Source organism: Arthrobacter humicola (genome assembly GCF_022803015.1).
Lineage (GTDB): Bacteria > Actinomycetota > Actinomycetes > Actinomycetales > Micrococcaceae > Arthrobacter > Arthrobacter humicola_A.
On sequence record NZ_JAFKON010000015.1, the window covers coordinates 1 to 16549 of the forward strand.

The following is a 16549-nucleotide window of genomic DNA, read 5'->3' on the forward strand; positions in this document are numbered from 1 at the left end:
GGTGCAAGCACCGGATCATCGTTCGACTTGCATGTGTTAAGCACGCCGCCAGCGTTCATCCTGAGCCAGGATCAAACTCTCCGTTGAAGTAAAACAGACACAACATGCGCCCCCGGGAAAACGGGATACACACGCTGCACAAAATTTGAAACCAGCCAAAAACACCAGACCACACCACGGGGTGGCGGGCCCGGCAAATTCAACCAATTCAATACAATAAATTGGTATCAACAAACTTGGCACACTATTGAGTTCTCAAACAACAGACACACCCGGCACCACCACAACCAACCAAACAGTCAAGGATCGCTCCGGAGCAACTTTTCAAACTTACCCGATCTTGGAAGTCTTTGCAAATTCGCATTTCTGCGATTTACATTCATCCAAGAAGGTCCCCGCCGTTATTTAGCACGCAAATTCGCGAACCATTTTCAGGCTGTTTAGAAGGGGGTCGGTCGCTTTCTTTCCGCATCAGCGGCGGCGACTCGAATTACTTTACACGCCCGGAGGACCCTGCACAAATCGGCCCCCTGAGGTGTCCCCTGGCGTCACATTCCCCGGATCCGCGCGGATTTCGGCAGCTCCCGCCGTCCCCAAGGGCCAGCCGGCCGCCGTCGGGCTTCTATGGAGTGGGTCACACGCCGCAGGTTCCGCCTGACAGAGAGGAGCCGTGCAACCTCCCAGCGAGCAGCCGCCTCCAGGCGACTGCCCGCCCTACCTAGCCGCCAGGTCCGTTGCGCCGGAACCGCCGCACTGGCTAGGGTTGATTGTAAGCATGCTTAGCATGTGCGTGGAGTGCACATTGTCCGCGCTGAGACCCCAACATCCGGAGGAGCATCATGACTGATCAGTACACCTTCAAAAACCCGGTAACAGCGTACGAACACATCTCACCCCCGAAGCAGAGCCAGCCAGAACCCGGCCTGGATGCCAAGCTGACCCCGAAGGCGGACCTGGGCGAGGACACGTACCGCGGCACCGGCCGGCTCGAGGGCCGCAAGGCGCTCGTGACCGGAGGGGACTCCGGCATCGGCGCCGCCACGGCCATCGCGTTCGCACGCGAGGGCGCCGACGTCGTCCTCTCCTACCTGCCCGAAGAGGAGGAGGACGCCACCCGCATCGCGAACCTGATCGAGAAAGCCGGGCGCAAAGCGATCAAGGTTCCCGGTGACCTCAAGGACTCGGCGACGTGCCGCGAGCTGGTGGACACTGCGGTGCGCGAACTGGGCGGTTTGGACATCCTCGTGAATAACGCCGGCAAGCAAGTGGCGCAGGAGGACATCGGTGAGATCACCGACGAGCAGTTCGACCACACGCTGAAGACCAACGTCTACGCCATGTTCTGGCTGACCAAGGCCGCCGTGCCGCACCTGCCGCCCGGGTCCGCCATTATCAACACCACCTCCATCCAGGCCTACAACCCCTCGCCGACGCTGGTTGATTACGCCACGACCAAGGCCAGCATCAACAACTTCACCAAGGGTCTGGCCCAGCAGCTCGCCCCGAAGGGCATCCGGGTCAATGCGGTCGCGCCCGGGCCCATCTGGACGCCGCTCCAGCCCAGCAGCGGGCAACCGACGGAGGCCCTGCCTGAGTTCGGCAAGGACACTCCCCTGGGCCGTGCCGGCCAACCGGCAGAGCTGGCCCCGGCCTACGTGTTCCTGGCATCCGCGGAGTCCAGCTATGTCGTGGGCGAGACGCTCAACGTCAACGGCGGCAGCCCCACGCCGTAGTCCATCGCCGTATTCCGGCGCGAACGCCGGCGTAAACCGGGCGGTCCTTCCCCACAGCGTCAGGCTGCTCGGGGAAGGGCCGCTGTTCATGGAGGTGACCCTAGGCGGTATGCGGGGCAGGGGTCTGGATGAAGCTTCGCCCCGGGCCCATATTTTGCTTAACGGCAATAGCGCGGTCGCACCAAACGGGCGCGGCGTGTTCAGGAGGAGACCATGACCCCGACACCTAAACAGCCTTTGACTGACGACAGCATCAAAGTCCGTCAGGTCAGCCATTACCAGTTCAGCTGGGTGGCGGGCGAGTCCGGAAAGCCCGGCACCTGGACGCTTCAGCTGGTCCTTGATCAAGGGGCATGGGAAGAGCTCCTGACATTGGACGGGCAGGATGCCGAGAACCTGCAGGCGCTCCTTTCCGCGTCGGCGACCGTCTTTTACGATGTGCCGCGACGGACCCTGATGTTCGGGACCACAGCCTCGGGGCAGCACTAGTCGCTTCCGCCGCGCTATTCACTCCCTGCTATGGCACTGCCACCCTGACAGGATGGAACGATCTCTGGGCAGGCCGACACTCACCGCGCCGACCTTTGGACCGTGCCACACTAAGAGCGTGACGACGTCGTACACGTTCCGAGCCGAGCTGTGGCACTACCCCGAGCAGGCCGGCTGGCACTTCATCACCTTGCCGCCGGACCTGGCGGAGCAGCTCAAGGACCAGGCCGCTCCGTTCCGGAAGGGCTTCGGTTCGGTGAAGGTGAAGGCCTGCATCGCCGGGCAGCGGTGGCGGACGTCGCTCTTCCCGGACAGCAGGACCAACTCGTATCTCCTCCCCGTCAAGAATGCGATTAGAACCGCGGCCGGCATCCGCGCCGGCGACGAGGTGGAGGTGGAAGTCGATCTGATTCTTGACGGCTGACAACAGGGACTGGATTGCAGGGGTTGCCGCAGGGCGACCCGAGCGCTTCTGCTCTCTGCTGCGCCGCTGCTTGAAGGAACAGTTCACCCCGCCGGAGACGCCTCCACGAACGCCACCTGGGTGGCGTATTGCTGATACAGCTTGACGGCCTCGTCGATCTCGATGTGACCGAAGTTCAGTGCGACCTGCAGCCCCTCCAGCTGGGCGCTGGCGGTCTCGGCTGCGCTCACACGGTCCGCCACGGAACGGGACGTGGCAAAGTTCGTGGCCAGCGCCGCGGCAACGGAGCAGATCACCGCCAGCAGGCACAGCCCGCGCCACACAATCGAGTCGTCGGCCAGGTTGAAGATGTTCGCCACCGCTTCAGTGAACCCCGTGCCACCGGCGGCGGGGCCGACCGTGAACGCGGCGGCCAGCGCACTGCCCACGATGCTGATGCTGGCCAGCCGGGAGCGCCGTGGTCGTTCCCTGCCGAGGTAGGACTGAAGGTCCCGTTGCTTCTCGTCGATGCGGTTGGACAGCCTTTGCCGCGTATCGGATGTTTCGTCCATGATCTGGTCCCCGGTTCCCTCGCCGATCGTGTCCGCACGCCTGGAAGGTGGGACTGCCAACGGTCCACCGGTTCCCCAGCCAGGGCGGGATCTCCCTTCCCCGTGGCCGCTCTCCTCCCGAAACGCGCACACGTTTAGGATGCTCCCGCGCCACTGCGGGTGTCTAGACACTTGACCGACGACGCCGGTGTTCCGCGCCTGTCCGGGGCGGGGAACGGTGCCCCGAGGTTCTCCCGCCGCCGCTATTCGTTCGTCGGCGCCTTCACGTCAGCTCCCGCGTGCATGGCGGTCTCGGTGGGAGGCCGCCATATGCGGTGGTCTTCGAGAAAGAGGTCAGCCGGTGGAGCAGTCACATGGGCCGTGATCCCCTGGGCGCGGAGCTCAGTCTCAAGTATGAGCAGCATCCTCTCCGCCATGCCTCTAGAGAGTTCGCCTTTGGTGTCGGTCACAATCATGGGGCCCCGTTCGGTCAGATAGACGTCGGAGACGTAGTTTGGCGTGTACTGGGGGTAGTCGCCAGTCATTTCGGCGGGGCTCAGTTCCTTGCCGTTCTGGTCCACCGACATAAAGCGCCCTGCCGCGGCATACAATGCCGCGGCCGCCTTGTCCTGGTCGTCGGTCTCGACAAGGAACGCGGGTGACGTTTCCCATCCGTCACCCAGTCCTTCCTCGTACCTCTCGCCCTGCTGGTCGAAGATGTCAGGTGCCACGGTTACGCTCACCGCGCTGTTTCCCTTCACGTTGCCGTCGTGGGCGATGGACGGGCTCGGCTGAGGACTCGGGGTTGAGGGTGCCGCACGCATGGTGGGCGAAGTGAAGGCTTGACCGGGTTGTGTGGATCCAGAGCATCCGGCCAAGGCCAGCCCGAGAGCCACCACTACTGCCCCACAAGGATGTCGTCTTGACATGTGCCCTCCCCCGGCGCCCACCAGCCGAGGTCAGTGTAAGCCACCCCCGGCGCGCAGTATAGCTAGCTGGCGGGGTCGTACTGGAAAGCGCGGACCTCCTGCGCGCAACGGCAGGCGACCGCGATCTTCGCGGCCCACTCCAAGGCAGCTTCGTACGAGGGCAGCTCCAGCACCGAGTAGCCGCCTTCGAGCTGCGTCGTCTGCGGGTAAGTGCCCTCGCTCACGGTCCCATCGCCGTCGACCATGACGGGCGGGATGCCCTCATCGATGCCGCCGCCAAACACCCAGACGCCGGCATCCTTCGCCTCCTGGACGACCGCGTGCGACGCATCCGAAACAGCCTGCAGCTCTTCCTCAGGGAAGACCATGGCGGCACTGGGAAACGAGATCAGATACTTGGTCATTCGCGTCGACTCCTTCTTCGCAGCACGGTGAATCGCGTTCATCCTCGCCGATGCCATCGTGCCGCGCAAGGATCTAGGCGGTCCCGGGGCCGTGACGGCGAACCTGGGACGTCACGCAGCACCCGATCCGTACGGACGCGTGATCGCCTCAAGGAAATGCCCGTCGGGATCCGCGAAGTAGACGCCGCGTCCGCCGTCGTTGTGGTTGATCTGCTGTGGGCGGGACCGTCCCGGGTCCGCCCAGTAGGGGATGCCCTCGGCCTGGATCCTTGCAAAGATTCCGTCGAAGTCCTCCTCGCTGACCAGGAAGGCGTAGTGCTGCGGGGCGATGGGCCGGTCCGCCGTGGCGAAATCGAGGGCCACCCCGTGGTCAAGGGGAACGGTCATGAAGGACCACATGGCTTGGGGTTCCGGCAGTCCGAGCACGTTGGCCAGGAACTTCGCCGACCGCCGCTTATCCGTTGCGTAGACGATGGTGTGGTTGAAAGCGACCGTCATGGCGACCTCCTCCGGTGTGGTTGTCTGAGACCATCTGACATCCGGCACTCTTCAGATTTCAAGAGCGCCGGCTACGTCCCTGGAACGTTCATGGCGCCAGTCTCAGCAGGGAAACATAGGCTGAGATCACGACGGCGGCCCGTGGCCCAGTCTTCGAGTGGGAGCCCTTGACGGGCACTGTCATACTGACGCCATGGCAATCCGAATGACACGGCGTGGAACGGTACTGCTGCGGTACGGTGCCGCGGCTGTCCTGCTTGTCGCTGCCCAGCTGGCGGGTTTTTGGTTCCACTCAGCCGGCATTTACCAAGGCACCGCGAACGTTCCGCTCGCCGAATTTCCGGAGGACGTGGACGTTTTCTACGTTCTGACCTTCGCACCCTCCATCATCGGACTCAAATACCTGGCCTACGACTTCGCGGTTAGGGCATTTACGAAGACCTACACGACTCCTGCGCTGCTCGTCTGCTTCTTCGTCGGCTACGCGGCCGCGTTGGCCATCGACGCTGCATGCCTATTTTCGGCGTCGAAGCCAATAGCCGATGCAGGGTTCGCCATCATTGGCGCGGTTTTCCAAACACCGCTGGTCCTCTTCGCAATTGGGACCGCAATCGCCGCGACGGTCCTTTTGAAAGACCGGCCTCCTCAGACCGGGGCTACGCAGGCCCCGTGAACGTATGCGGCGGTCGAAGCGCTGAACTCCGCAAAAGCACCGCACGACGTCGGGCCTGATCCCCGCCTCCCATGCTGGAAGCCGGGGTCAGGCCCGAGCGGTTACCTGCGTGTGGTTACCGGATTCAGTCAGCCCTGCAGCGACCGCAGGGATGCGTAAGGTTCGCTGGGCAGGTTGCCTGCCATCCAGGGCCGGGTGGACCGGATGGGAGGGGTGTGGCCCCGGCCGTCGCGGACGACCGCGACGATGGTGGCGACGGCTGCGAAGACCAGGAGTCCGGTGAGCAGGATGGCGGCAAATTCCATGTGAAGAGCACCTCGGGCGAGTGATGGAGCTGGTTGTTGGGGCTGATGATGGATCAGGTTGTTGGGCCGGAATCCCGGGCGATCGGTGCGGGTTTAGCTTGCGGCTGGGGTTCAGGTTTCCGGTCCTTTTGTGGGGACATGTCCAGTTTCCGCACCCACCGTGTGAGCCACCGTGTGAGCATTTTCCGCTGTGCTTTTCCGCCCGCTTCCGGCTCCCTTCGGCTCCGATCATGCGCCGGTCAGGCGCAGTCGCTCTCCCGCCGCACGCTCGCCGTCTGCCCCTCCCGCTCCCCCATCAGCGGCGTAGCATGACTGATATGGCCGAGACTTGGATTCGGCTCCTCGGTCCGCCCCGGATCGAGTCCGCTGGCACCGCACCCCGGCAGCCCCGGGGCCGCAAGGCGTGGGCTGTGCTGGCCTACCTCGCGCTGCAACCGGGCGGCACCGGCCGGGCCCGGACGGCGGCTCTCCTGTTCCCCGACGCCGAGGACCCCCTCGGTGCCCTGCGCTGGAACCTTTCCGAGTTGCGGCGGACCATCGGCGCTGAATCGGTCGGTGGTGACCCCCTGCGGCTGGTGTTGCCGGCCGGGTGGAACTGCGACGTGATGGCGGCCCTGGCCCCCAGCAAAGACGCCGACCCCCGCACCTTCGACGGCGAACTCCTGGAGGGCCTCGCCTTCGCGGACTGCCCAGTGTTCGAATCCTGGTTGGAGGACCAGCGCCACCGGCTCGAAAACGCCGTCCTGACGCTGCTGTATGAGGCGTCGCTCGCGGCGCTGGCGGCCGGAAGGGCGGACGACGCCGTCGACCTCGCCACCCGCGCGCTGCACCTGGACCCCTTCAACGCCGACTGCCACGCCGTGCTGATCAAGGCCCTGGTGTCCCTGGGCGAGTACCGGCGGGCGCGGGAGCAGGCCGATAAATGCCGCGAGCTGTACCGCCGGGAGCTCGGACTCGGCGTGCCCGCGGAGGTGCGCCGGGCACTGTCCGACGCGGCGCCCCCGGCCGAGCCCGGGCTGCCCGCCAGCTCGGCCGCCGTGCGGTCCTACCTCGACGCCGCCGAGGCGTCGCTCTCGGCAGGTTCGGTGGACCGCGGGCTGGAGCAGTTACGCCTCGCGGCCGAGCTCGCGCAGCGGACCGGCGACCACCACCTGCTCGCCGAATCCCTGGTCACGCTGTCCGGGGCGCTGATCCATCAGGCCGGCGGCCGCGGCGCCGAGGTGGCCGATCTCCTGCACCGGGCATTGAAGTCCGAGGGATTGGACCCGGAGTCGCTGCGGGAGGCGCACAACCCCGGGCGGCCGGCCTCGCGGGTGGCGGCGGCCGCCTACCGGGAACTGGGGTACCTGTCCGTGCAGCGCGGCATTCCGGACCGTGCGGCCGGCTGGCTGGAGCAGGCCGCCCGGGCAGCGGACGGGTTCGACGACGAACGGTCCAGGATCCTGGCCATCCAGGGCATGGCGGCCTCGGATACCGCGCATTACGGCGAGGCGCTAGCGGCCCTGGCCGAATCCAGCCGGCTCGCCACCGCCGCGGGCGGCCGCCGTCTGCTGGCGTTCAGCCAGGCCCTGACCGGCCGGGTGCATCTGCTGCGCGGGGATTTGGAGCCGGCGGCCGAATGCCTGGACCGGGCCCAGGAACTGATCGCGGCCGAGCACTGGACGGCGTTCGAACCCTTTGTCGCCGGGCTCCGCGGCGAGACGTTTCTCGCCGCCGGCCGGCTGGAGGACGCCGCTCCCCTGATCGACCGCTCGTGGGTGATGGCCGACGTCGCCGGCGACCACTGCTACCTGACCCTGGCCGCCGGGGCCAAGGCGAGGCTCAGCATGGCGCTGAATGATCAGGCCGCGGCCGAATCCTGGCTGAAGCGCGGGCTCGACACCACCCCCTGGTACCTCTGGTACCGGGCGCGGCTGCTGGACACGGCTACCGAGGTCGCGATCGACGCCGGCTCCCCCGCCGCCGGGGACTACGCCGACCGGCTGGGCACCATGGCCAGCCGCGGCGCACTGCGCGAACTCGTGGTCCGGGCCCACTCGCACCGGGCGGTCCTGGGCGACACCGCTGCCGCGGAGACCATCCCGTGGCTGGCCAAGGACATCGACAACCCGGCGCTGAATGAGTACCTGGCGCGGCGCGGCCAGCTGTGACGCCGGGCTGCGGCGTGCTGTGGCACTGGGCGGCAGGGGCGAAAGACACTGCTGACTGGACGGGCGCCTGGTGCTACGGTAGCGAAATGTCAGCAATCTTGGTTCGACCCAGACGCGGCAAAATCTTCGCAGGCGTGTGCGCTGCCTTGGCCGACCGTTTCGAAGTCCCCCGGGCATTTGTCCGGCTCGGGTTTATGTTCTTCGGCCTGTTCGGCGTGGGCGAGTTCGTCTACGTCGCGTTGTGGATCCTCATCCCCCGGGACGACTAGCCCCAGGGCAGGACCGCCGCACCGAGCGCAGCTTTCATCGCTGGAATTGAGTAACCCCCTCCGTCGCGCTGCCCCGTGCCCTAGGATCGCGGTATGGGGCCAACCGATGACTTGTTCGAAGGGCAACCGTCCGGGATGCCGGAGCCAATGCCTCGGGGCAGGGCCCTCTATCAACCTGCGGAGGGCGAACCGGCCAAGGTCAGGCACGTGGGCGGCTATGCCCCGTTCATCGAATTTTGCATCGGCCGCGGAGTCCGGTCCGAAGAACTGGCCTCCGATCCTGAGCGGCTCATTTCGTTCCTGCGCACGTTCGGCTCTCACTTTGAAAACGACAACACGCTCAGTGCCGCGGCGGCCGTCTTCGCCGGGAACGCCATCGCCCGCCTGAGACCGGACGCGCACTGGGCCGCCTACGAAGGTGCACCTTCCATGGTGGGAAACCGCCAGCGGCAGTTTGACGTCGACCGTCTGCTGGTGGCTGTGCGCAGCGCGGACGAAGAATCAGTGCGCGGGTTCGTTTCCGCGCTTTTGGACTGGGCCAGGGAGGAAGTGGATGAGTCTCCGGCAATGCGGCCCGTTCCGGTACCACCGGCGGCAGGACAGTCCCGCTATGTCCGGCCGGACGTGCCGACGACCACCTACTACGCCCCCGATGGAGGACCCATTGCCTACGGCCGGCAGTGGGGCGTTGAGGGGCCCGATCCTGATTCCTACAGCGTGGACAGCCACCCCGAGCGTTTCGCCGGACTCCACAACGTGGCGCGTGCCCTGATCGGCTATCTGGCTACAGCGTATGACGTCGAGGTCCATGAGGATCCGGTCCATGCCAGGGACCTGCTGATCGAGGTCCGGGACGTGCTGAATGCAGTTCTGGTCACCCCGCGGCGTTCCGGAGCGGCGCCATTGACGTTTGTGCTGACCGGCTACCCGGGCGTCGTGGTCCACGCCGGCGTGCTGCACGACTTCCCTTTTCCCGTGTGCGGCTGCGACGCGTGCGACGAGACGGCTGAGACAACAGCGGACCGGATGGAGCGGGCGGTGCTCTCGGTCGTGGCTGGCGGATACGCCGAACGCTACCCGGTTGGCAGCCGGCGGTGGAGCGAATACGCACTCAGCGCGTTCGACGGCTCGGGCTCGGAAAGCGGCAGTGGCGAACCCGGCCCCGTCGCCCCCGCCCGACTCCACGAGGCAGAGATCCGGCTGCGGGAGGTAGACGGCCCGTGGCGTCCGTGGCCGGTGCGCGGGAGCTGAACTCCGACGGCGGTGCCGCGCCGCCGTCGTCGTCCGTTCTTTGGAGGCACAAGTGGGTTAAACAAAAGCAGGGCCCGTCCGAAGACGGGCCCTGCTCGAAACCTAACGGTCCCGGGTATCTAAAAGGAAATTAGATAGCCTGGATGTTGGTGGCCTGGGGACCCTTGGGGCCCTGCTCGGTTTCGAAGGAGACCTTCTGGTTCTCTTCGAGGGAGCGGAAGCCGGAGGAGTTGATCGCAGAGTAGTGTGCGAAAACGTCCTGTGAGGAGTCATCGGGGGAAATGAAGCCGAAGCCCTTTTCAGCGTTAAACCATTTGACGGTACCAGTAGCCATTATTTTTGTCCTTCGTGAAGGTGGAGGAACTGTCCCGACTTTCGGGTCCTCCTGTTTGGGGTGCTCAAAACCGCTGCTTCAGAAGAACATGGACTTTCGACCATGCGTACTGCCTGAACTACGAACTGCATAAACACAACAACAGGATCAACCATACAGGAGATTTGTGCGGTGAATTACCACAGCCCCATCGAGCCGCCGTCCGCGGCAGCCCACCCCGCATCGCGCCGGCTGTCTGCGGCGCCTTGCCTGTGCCGTGCCCGGCCGCGGGCATATCCTGCAGGAAGACCAGCCCGCGACCGTCCTTACCGGAGGAAGACCCATGGAAATGCCGAAAGCGTCCGACGCCGACAAGGAACACTTCCGCTCGGTGCTCCCGGACCACCCCGAGGTGGTCATCAAGCCGATGATCGGAAACCTCGGGGCGTTCGTGCACGGCAACATGTTCGCCGGCCTGTTCGGCCCCACCATCGGCGTGAAGCTGGCCGAGGCGGACAAGGAGCTTCTGGAAGGCACCGAGCGGACCGTTCCGTTCGGGCCGGCCGAGCGTCCGATGGGCGGCTACACCGGGTTGCCGGAGATCTGGAACGCCGAGGGCGACGGCGATGAGGCGCGGGCGAAGGCCTGGGTGGAGAAAGCATTCGAGCACGTGTCCGGACTGCCGCCCAAGGAGCCGAAGGCTTCTAAGCCCCGGCCCAAAAAGTAGAAGGACTAGGGCAGGACAACATTCACGAGTTCGGACCGGCTGCCGGTTTCCAAGTCCTCGGTCAGGGCCAGCGCACCGATCTGGGGGCAGTGATACTTATACTCCCGGGAGTTCTTTTCAAGCGGCGTCCAGTCGTAGACCTTGACGCAGTCGGTGTACGTGCCTGCTTTGGTGGAGACGGTCTCGCCGGTAGCTACGGTGTCCCGAATGTCTTCCGCGTGACCAACGTAAGATTCCTGCCTGTAGGAGTCGCCAGGGCGCTGCTCGGCTTTCATCCAGATGCCGGCTTTTGCGCCGTCTTTTCCATGCAGAAAGCTGCCGGAGTGGTTCACCGAGATTCCATTCGAGTAGTTGTCCACGTCCTCGCCGAAGTACCAGACGTCGCCGTTTTTGTGTTGCGCGAGATAATCCCGGGTTTCCTCTACCAGCTGCCCGTTCTTGTACTCCTTATCCAGATAGACCACCGTCTCCACGCCCTCTATGGTCTTCGTTTCCGGCAGGATTTCGATCTCGATCCTCTCGGTGACTCTTCCTTGCTCGGTGGTCTCGTAAGTCACTTTCTTGCCGACAGGGAGGGCGAAGTATTTATTTGTGATTTCAGTGGTGAAATCGGCGGGGTTGACCTGCGGGTTGTACTCCGCGGCCATACTCCTTTTTGTGCTGTCGAGGACAAATAATGTCGCCCCACCAACAACCAGCAACAGGACGATCACACCAAAGACGATTTTGGTTCGTCGATTCATGACCTTTCCCACTCCTTCTGAGTAGAAATTCCTGTAGGTGGTCAGAGCACCGTTGCTTGCCCATGGCCATAGGAAAAAGACTTGCCCAAGGCCATAGGAAAAGATAGGGCAGTCGGCCCTGAACCAGAACACCCTCGGCAATACACCACACTTGGGGTCCCAAGCCGGCGCCGGGCACCTGTACGGAGTGACGCTGCGGGCATATCCTGCCAACAAAGCCAGCCCTGCACCTTGGCCCCGGGAGAAGAACCATGGAGACCCCGACGGCGACCGACATGCCGTCCCCCGAAACTGCCGCCGGGCATGCGGCTCCGCAAAGCGTCAACACCCTTATCATCGGGGCCGGGCAGGCCGGCCTGGCCACGAGCTACTGGCTAAGCCGGGCCGGCGTCGAACATCAGTTGCTGGAACGGCGCGAAACGCTTGGCGGGGCGTGGCAGGACCGGTGGGACGCGTTTTGCCTGAACACACCGAACTTTTCGCTCGCGCTGCCCGGCATGCCGTATGACGGCCCCGCCCCGGAAGCATTCATGCTGCGAGATGACCTCATCGGCTATTTCCGGCACTATGCGGAGCGCATCGCCGCTCCCGTCCGGACGGGTGCGGATGTCACCCGTATCGCGCCCGCGGACGGCGGCGGCTTCAACGTGGCCACAACCCAGTGCAGATGGCGGGCCCGGCACGTGGTGCTCGCCACCGGCGGCTACCAGAAGCCGAAAATCCCCGCAGTGTCGGCGCAACTGCCCAGCCACATCCTGCAACTTCACACCGACAGCTACCGCAACCCGGGCCAGCTGCCCGACGGTGCCGTGCTCATCGTTGGCACCGGCCAGTCCGGCGGCCAGATCGCCGAGGAACTGCTCGCCGTCGGCCGTGAAATCCACCTGGCGGTGTCCACGTGCCCGGAAGCACCGCGCCGGTACCGCGGCCAGGACCTCCTCTATTGGATGATGCAGCTTGCACAGTTCGGCCCCGACTACGGACTGAACGGCCTCACCGTCGGGCAGCTGCCCTCCCCCGCAGCCAGGTTCGCCTGCAACCCGCTCGTGTCCGGCGCCGACGGCGGCCACGACATCCACCTGCGGGACCTCGGCCGGCGCGGCGTCCGGCTGCACGGCCATTTGGAAGCGGCCGACGACGGCGACCTCGTCTTCAGTGATGACCTTCCGGACCGCCTGGCCTTGGTGGAGTCGGCGTTCTACCAGCGGATGAAGCCGATGTTCGACAGCTATATTGCCGCCACCGGCATGTCGGCACCGGAGCCGGAGCCGCCGCGCAAGGACGATTGGCTTCCGTCGGAGCCGACGCGGCTGAACCTCGCAGCCGCCAACGTCACGTCGGTCCTGTGGGCCACGGGCTACCGGCTGGACTTCAGCATCCTGGACATCCCGGTGCTGGACGAATGGAACTACCCCCGGCACCACCGCGGCGTCACCGAGCACCCGGGCCTGTACGCCGTCGGGTTGCCGTGGCTGACCGGGCACGGCTCGTCGATCGTGGCGGGCGTGGGTCGCGATGCCGAGTATATTGCGCAGCACATCGCCGGGAACATCGCCGCCCGGTGAGGGCGACGGTCCAGAGGGGTGACTACCCCGCGCAAGGCCCGTCGAAGTCCACGGGTGCGGCGAGGCCAGCCGAGCTGAACCATTCCCTGGCCCATGCCTGGACCGAGGGCATCGCGAGTTGCTCGGCAACAAGCTCCGGCGGCCCGCCGAACACGGACTTCCCCTCCTCCAGGAGGTCCCCGGTGCCGCTGGCGGCGAGGAGCCCGAAGAGGGCAGGCTGGTCGAGGAAGGGAAGCTTCCCGCCGTCGCCGTCGGTCAGCACGCCCCAGCGCGAGGTGAACAGCGAAAACTCCTCCGGACGTTCCCCGTGGTCCACCACGAGCGGGCAGGCTTCGCCGTCGAGCCGGATCCGCCGGTAGTTGGGCTCCGTTTCGTCGAGGGCCATCAGTTGGACATCGTCCAGCCACGAAAGCCAGACCGCTGTGCGCTCTCCCAGCAGCGGATACGGGGCGGCGGCGATGTAGCCGGCCTTGCTCACGTGGGCGGAGTGGCCCACGGCGATGTTGTGGAGCTGCCCCCGGACCAGCGGCAGGACCGCACTGACAGGCTGGCGGTAGCTGGCGAATTTCCGCCGCATCACGTCGGCGCTTGAATTCGAGCCTATGGAGACCACCAGGGAACAGGCCTCCAGCGGTGCCGCGCCGGCCTGGGCGAGGGCTTCATCCAGGCCGGCTGAAAGCTCAAGGGGCCGGAAGTCATTGCCGTCCATGACACCCGAGGCCACGGGCGCGTCCCACGGATACAGCAGCGGATCGAGATGGCCGGCCCCGCCGGCGCCGCTCATTCCCATGGAGTCAGCCGGGCGAAGCCGTCGGCATCTTGCTGGAGACTAATCAAGGTGGCCCGCTTTCGTGGTCGGGACTTCCAGTGTCCCGCACTTTTGGGGGAAGCGGACCTTCGGCGCATAAGGAGCCCCGGAACCCGCTTCCGGAGATCGACGACGGCTCCATGGCCGGGTGCGACGGCTACGCTGCGTCGCGCCGCCGCATCACGCAGGGTTGGGTGGACGCGAACGTACGCAACGCCGGCGTGCTCACCGGGGACCCGCACCGCACCTGGGCCAACGACGTCAAGGGCGGACTACAAGGACCGAGCCTCCCCTGTGGTCGGCTCGGAACTGGTCTGCACTCCAACACCTCCACCGGGAATGGCTCAGACTCAGCTGTGGTCCGGTCAGGCCCTAAACCCGCATCTGAAGTTCTACAAAAGCTGTCAATTTCGCCGAGAGCGCCGTTGCGAACAAGTTGTTCGAAGTCCGGAGAAACCCAGGCATCCTGTCAGCGCTTAGTTCATTTGAGGAAGCTTCTATGAGATTACGCAGGGAGCGGATCCGGGCCTGAAGTTGGAAGGCTGCGCACAGTGAGCCAGAGCTTCGTGGGTCCGCTGGCAGAGGCATCCTTGGAACGGATGAGCTTTGACCGCCGCGCCTCTCTGGGCGCCGATACCGTGACGGCCAAGGACGGGATCTGCGAGGCAGACCATGCCCAGACGCGGCTCAAGGAACACATGGCCCGCCACTGGGATGTTGAGACGTGGGGCCCGCAACGTATAGGTCGCCCCCCCGTGTACGGACGATACATTAAACCCATGACGGACGAAGACCCGTGGTATGCGCAGTTGCGCAGTCAGTGGAAACCCAGCCGCGTGAAGTTGCTTATGATCGCGGAGAGTGCGCCGGCCGACGGCGGGGATGTCTCGGCCCGCAGGTTCTTCTATGCAGACCGGCTTGGTCCCGACAAACCTGTTCCGTGGCGTGGTTGAAGCGATGTACGGCGCCTCTAAAATGGACCTACAACGAACCGGGAAGCGTCCCTGGTTGGAACGCCTCCGCGATGACGGTTTCTTCCTCATCGATCTCGCCCCATACCCAGTCAATGCCCTCAGCGCTGCCGAGCGTCGGCGAGTCCTGCACGAAGCCGTTCCGAGTTGTGTGGCGCGCGCATCGGCTCTTGATCCCGTGGGCGTCGTCGTGGTGAAAGCGGATCTCTACGGGATACTTAATCAGCCCCTCGCCTCCGCCGGCCTTCCGCTCCTACATGACCGTCCGATCGCGTTTCCCCTCGGCAATACGCGAGCCAATTTCGTCGTTGGGTTCAACCAAGCCCGGCAGCGGCTCCCCTCGTAGTGCAGTCCGATCGCTGAACGGTCACTGCGGTGGCGGCAGGCACGGGATTGCCGCTACCGAGACAGCGAGAGACGTCCCCAGGCTCGTCCTCCTCGTAGCCGGCAAATCTGGGCAGATTCATACTCGCGAATGTGATGAGGAGCGAAAATTACAGGGCCCCACTGCCGCCACTCGAGCCGTCTGGAGCACTCGTTCATTCGGCATCAATACCACCGCGTGCCGTTCGGCCTGTCCCCGACGTCCTACATGAGGCTGACGTTCTTGTGGTAGTCGAAGTGGCTCTTAACACTGGTTGACACGTCGATGTTCTTGAGTCCGCTTGTGCTCGGCGTGAACCCTTTGAGGCCGGCCGCTGCCTGTCCTCCCTGGGCGAGGTTGAAGGCGATTTTCAGGACGCCGTCGTTGGTCGAGTGGTAGTTGTAGACCGCGTCGTCGACCCGTCGAGTCAGGGTGTGCCAGTCGCTCTTGGCACCGATGGCGGCGCCAAGTAGGTGGACTGCTTGGATCCGCGGACCGTCGGGCTTGGTTCCCAAGGTCTGGGCTGCGACTGCCATCGCCCGCGCGCCGAGGCTGTGGCCCACCAGAATGTAAGACTCCGTGTTGGTCCGGGCTAGCAGGTCGGCCAGAATGACACCGGTCTTTTCGGCGCGGTTCTTAGCGACGTGCCAAGGGTTCTTCGCCAGGTCTGCTGCGAACAGAGCCGGGGCGAGCGGGCCAAGCTTCTTCGCCGCCATCTTCGCGGCTTTTGCCGAGGCCTCCTTCAGAGCAGCAACGGCCACGAGCCTTGCCGTCCCGCCGCCACCGAGGACTCCAAGGTCCTTGAGCTCCTTGGCGCCCCAGTGGACCCGGTAGACAGGTGAGTCCGGGTACCGAGTGGTGATGATGTCATGCCACTCGCCCCAACCTTTGCCGTTCTCGCTGAGGAAGCCGTTGCAGACAACCACCGGTACGCCTGGCCCTCCTTGAAGCATCTCGATATGAAATGACTTGTCTTCGCGGACATAGGCATTCATGACCGAGGCGCCCAGCGCGCAACCCAGGGAAGCACCAAGAGCTGTTATCACGAGGGTGCCGCCGGCCATGCCGAGCCCTCCGACCGCCAGCGCGCCGCCACCCAGGAGCGCCAGCCCATAACTTGTGGCCGCGGCGCCGGTGTAGCCTCCAACGAGCGCGCCGACAGCTCCTCCGATCGCAGGTGCTGCGAGGTAGGCAAAAGGGGTCGCGGCAGCGATGCCCGCACCTGCGAAGCCTGCGACTCTGATATCGCGGGCGAGGTTGCGCTTGTCGTATTTGAGGAACTCCTCATAGTTGTTGAGTTCGCCCATCTTGCGGTCGGCCTTGGCGAAGCCGGGGATCTCGTGGCGGTGCTCGGCGCAGTACCGCTGAACGCCGATGGTTCCTTGCCCGCGCACGGCCATATT

At 65.0% G+C, this 16549-nt stretch carries 19 protein-coding genes, 1 rRNA gene and 2 pseudogenes; 11 read left to right on the forward strand and 11 right to left on the reverse strand.

The features are described 5' to 3' along the window. Positions 1–87: ribosomal RNA gene (locus tag ARTB_RS19685) — 16S ribosomal RNA — on the reverse strand; the annotation flags it as partial. A gap of 752 nt (positions 88–839) precedes the next feature. Here ARTB_RS19685 and ARTB_RS19690 point away from each other — a divergent pair. The 3 genes from ARTB_RS19690 to ARTB_RS19700 all read left to right on the forward strand — a co-directional run bounded on the left by ARTB_RS19690 (position 840) and on the right by ARTB_RS19700 (position 2646). Then, entirely contained in the window at positions 840–1733 is an 894-nt protein-coding gene (locus ARTB_RS19690) for an SDR family oxidoreductase (RefSeq protein WP_243182010.1), read from the forward strand. A gap of 213 nt (positions 1734–1946) precedes the next feature. Further along, positions 1947–2222, forward strand: coding sequence for a hypothetical protein (locus ARTB_RS19695; RefSeq protein WP_243182011.1), 276 nt, complete (start codon positions 1947–1949; stop codon positions 2220–2222). Positions 2223–2340: 118 nt separating this feature from the next. Continuing rightward, positions 2341–2646: a DUF1905 domain-containing protein gene (locus tag ARTB_RS19700; protein WP_243182012.1), complete on the forward strand. Its 306-nt coding sequence runs from the start codon at positions 2341–2343 to the stop codon at positions 2644–2646. An 83-nt stretch (positions 2647–2729) separates the two neighbouring features. Here ARTB_RS19700 and ARTB_RS19705 read toward each other — a convergent pair whose 3' ends face one another. The 4 genes from ARTB_RS19705 to ARTB_RS19720 form a co-directional block, all read right to left on the reverse strand. Continuing rightward, positions 2730–3197 carry a hypothetical protein gene (locus tag ARTB_RS19705; protein WP_028275259.1) on the reverse strand — a complete coding sequence of 156 codons (468 nt, stop codon included), beginning with the start codon at positions 3195–3197 and terminating at the stop codon, positions 2730–2732. A gap of 242 nt (positions 3198–3439) precedes the next feature. Then, complete coding sequence (locus ARTB_RS19710; RefSeq protein WP_243182013.1) at positions 3440–3919, reverse strand: hypothetical protein; 480 nt, start codon at positions 3917–3919, stop codon at positions 3440–3442. 248 nt (positions 3920–4167) lie between these two features. Further along, positions 4168–4509: a YciI family protein gene (locus ARTB_RS19715; RefSeq protein WP_243182014.1), complete on the reverse strand. Its 342-nt coding sequence runs from the start codon at positions 4507–4509 to the stop codon at positions 4168–4170. A 111-nt stretch (positions 4510–4620) separates the two neighbouring features. Next, positions 4621–5007 (reverse strand): VOC family protein, encoded by a 387-nt coding sequence (locus ARTB_RS19720; protein WP_243182015.1) that lies wholly within the window; start codon positions 5005–5007, stop codon positions 4621–4623. Positions 5008–5200: 193 nt separating this feature from the next. On the opposite strand from ARTB_RS19720, the gene ARTB_RS19725 reads away from it, so the two are divergent. Further along, a complete protein-coding gene (locus ARTB_RS19725) occupies positions 5201–5680 on the forward strand; it encodes a hypothetical protein (protein WP_243182016.1) in 480 nt (159 codons plus the stop codon). A gap of 128 nt (positions 5681–5808) precedes the next feature. Here ARTB_RS19725 and ARTB_RS19730 read toward each other — a convergent pair whose 3' ends face one another. Continuing rightward, positions 5809–5985, reverse strand: coding sequence for a hypothetical protein (locus tag ARTB_RS19730; RefSeq protein ID WP_243182017.1), 177 nt, complete (start codon positions 5983–5985; stop codon positions 5809–5811). A gap of 317 nt (positions 5986–6302) precedes the next feature. Here ARTB_RS19730 and ARTB_RS19735 point away from each other — a divergent pair, with 317 nt between their 5' ends. The 3 genes from ARTB_RS19735 (at position 6303) to ARTB_RS19745 (ending at position 9655) form a co-directional block, all read left to right on the forward strand. Next, positions 6303–8135 carry a BTAD domain-containing putative transcriptional regulator gene (locus ARTB_RS19735; protein WP_243182018.1) on the forward strand — a complete coding sequence of 611 codons (1833 nt, stop codon included), beginning with the start codon at positions 6303–6305 and terminating at the stop codon, positions 8133–8135. 86 nt (positions 8136–8221) lie between these two features. Beyond that, positions 8222–8404: a PspC domain-containing protein gene (locus ARTB_RS19740; protein ID WP_243182019.1), complete on the forward strand. Its 183-nt coding sequence runs from the start codon at positions 8222–8224 to the stop codon at positions 8402–8404. A 93-nt stretch (positions 8405–8497) separates the two neighbouring features. After that, positions 8498–9655 (forward strand): DUF6226 family protein, encoded by a 1158-nt coding sequence (locus tag ARTB_RS19745; protein WP_243182020.1) that lies wholly within the window; start codon positions 8498–8500, stop codon positions 9653–9655. A gap of 130 nt (positions 9656–9785) precedes the next feature. Here the strand turns inward: ARTB_RS19745 and ARTB_RS19750 are convergent, their stop codons facing one another. Continuing rightward, positions 9786–9989 carry a cold-shock protein gene (locus tag ARTB_RS19750; RefSeq protein WP_011690916.1) on the reverse strand — a complete coding sequence of 68 codons (204 nt, stop codon included), beginning with the start codon at positions 9987–9989 and terminating at the stop codon, positions 9786–9788. 322 nt (positions 9990–10311) lie between these two features. Here ARTB_RS19750 and ARTB_RS19755 point away from each other — a divergent pair, with 322 nt between their 5' ends. Then, positions 10312–10695, forward strand: coding sequence for a TfoX/Sxy family protein (locus ARTB_RS19755; RefSeq protein ID WP_243182021.1), 384 nt, complete (start codon positions 10312–10314; stop codon positions 10693–10695). A gap of 5 nt (positions 10696–10700) precedes the next feature. On the opposite strand, the gene ARTB_RS19760 is transcribed toward ARTB_RS19755, so the two are convergent. Continuing rightward, positions 10701–11438 (reverse strand): hypothetical protein, encoded by a 738-nt coding sequence (locus ARTB_RS19760; protein WP_243182022.1) that lies wholly within the window; start codon positions 11436–11438, stop codon positions 10701–10703. 275 nt (positions 11439–11713) lie between these two features. Between ARTB_RS19760 and ARTB_RS19765 the strand changes: the two genes are divergently transcribed. Beyond that, the gene (locus tag ARTB_RS19765; protein WP_243182058.1) at positions 11714–13003 is read left to right on the forward strand and encodes a flavin-containing monooxygenase; all 1290 of its coding nucleotides are present in this window, start codon (positions 11714–11716) and stop codon (positions 13001–13003) included. Between the two features lie 22 nt (positions 13004–13025). Here the strand turns inward: ARTB_RS19765 and ARTB_RS19770 are convergent, their stop codons facing one another. Beyond that, positions 13026–13793, reverse strand: a complete 768-nt coding sequence (locus tag ARTB_RS19770) for a hypothetical protein (protein WP_243182023.1) — start codon at positions 13791–13793, stop codon at positions 13026–13028. Between the two features lie 125 nt (positions 13794–13918). Here ARTB_RS19770 and ARTB_RS19775 point away from each other — a divergent pair. Continuing rightward, positions 13919–14207 (forward strand): annotated as a pseudogene (locus ARTB_RS19775) (alkaline phosphatase D family protein); the annotation flags it as partial. Positions 14208–14347: 140 nt separating this feature from the next. After that, positions 14348–14518: pseudogene (locus ARTB_RS19780) on the forward strand (DeoR/GlpR family DNA-binding transcription regulator); the annotation flags it as partial. Positions 14519–14792: 274 nt separating this feature from the next. On the opposite strand, the gene ARTB_RS21665 reads toward ARTB_RS19780, so the two are convergent. Next, entirely contained in the window at positions 14793–14915 is a 123-nt protein-coding gene (locus ARTB_RS21665; protein ID WP_279294467.1) for a hypothetical protein, read from the reverse strand. A gap of 455 nt (positions 14916–15370) precedes the next feature. Further along, complete coding sequence (locus ARTB_RS19785; protein WP_243182024.1) at positions 15371–16540, reverse strand: DUF726 domain-containing protein; 1170 nt, start codon at positions 16538–16540, stop codon at positions 15371–15373. Between the last annotated feature and the right edge of the window lie 9 nt (positions 16541–16549).

Excerpts from the sequence above, each read along its gene's own strand:
- ARTB_RS19690 (WP_243182010.1), top strand. The coding sequence starts at position 840 with ATGACTGATCAGTACACCTTCAAAAACCCGGTAACAGCGTACGAACAC.
- ARTB_RS19695 (WP_243182011.1), top strand. The coding sequence starts at position 1,947 with ATGACCCCGACACCTAAACAGCCTTTGACTGACGACAGCATCAAAGTC.
- ARTB_RS19705 (WP_028275259.1), bottom strand. The coding sequence starts at position 3,197 with ATGGACGAAACATCCGATACGCGGCAAAGGCTGTCCAACCGCATCGAC.
- ARTB_RS19715 (WP_243182014.1), bottom strand. The coding sequence starts at position 4,509 with ATGACCAAGTATCTGATCTCGTTTCCCAGTGCCGCCATGGTCTTCCCT.
- ARTB_RS19720 (WP_243182015.1), bottom strand. The coding sequence starts at position 5,007 with ATGACGGTCGCTTTCAACCACACCATCGTCTACGCAACGGATAAGCGG.
- ARTB_RS19725 (WP_243182016.1), top strand. The coding sequence starts at position 5,201 with ATGGCAATCCGAATGACACGGCGTGGAACGGTACTGCTGCGGTACGGT.
- ARTB_RS19730 (WP_243182017.1), bottom strand. The coding sequence starts at position 5,985 with ATGGAATTTGCCGCCATCCTGCTCACCGGACTCCTGGTCTTCGCAGCC.
- ARTB_RS19735 (WP_243182018.1), top strand. The coding sequence starts at position 6,303 with ATGGCCGAGACTTGGATTCGGCTCCTCGGTCCGCCCCGGATCGAGTCC.
- ARTB_RS19740 (WP_243182019.1), top strand. The coding sequence starts at position 8,222 with ATGTCAGCAATCTTGGTTCGACCCAGACGCGGCAAAATCTTCGCAGGC.
- ARTB_RS19745 (WP_243182020.1), top strand. The coding sequence starts at position 8,498 with ATGGGGCCAACCGATGACTTGTTCGAAGGGCAACCGTCCGGGATGCCG.
- ARTB_RS19750 (WP_011690916.1), bottom strand. The coding sequence starts at position 9,989 with ATGGCTACTGGTACCGTCAAATGGTTTAACGCTGAAAAGGGCTTCGGC.
- ARTB_RS19755 (WP_243182021.1), top strand. The coding sequence starts at position 10,312 with ATGGAAATGCCGAAAGCGTCCGACGCCGACAAGGAACACTTCCGCTCG.
- ARTB_RS19760 (WP_243182022.1), bottom strand. The coding sequence starts at position 11,438 with ATGAATCGACGAACCAAAATCGTCTTTGGTGTGATCGTCCTGTTGCTG.
- ARTB_RS19765 (WP_243182058.1), top strand. The coding sequence starts at position 11,714 with ATGCCGTCCCCCGAAACTGCCGCCGGGCATGCGGCTCCGCAAAGCGTC.
- ARTB_RS19770 (WP_243182023.1), bottom strand. The coding sequence starts at position 13,793 with ATGGGAATGAGCGGCGCCGGCGGGGCCGGCCATCTCGATCCGCTGCTG.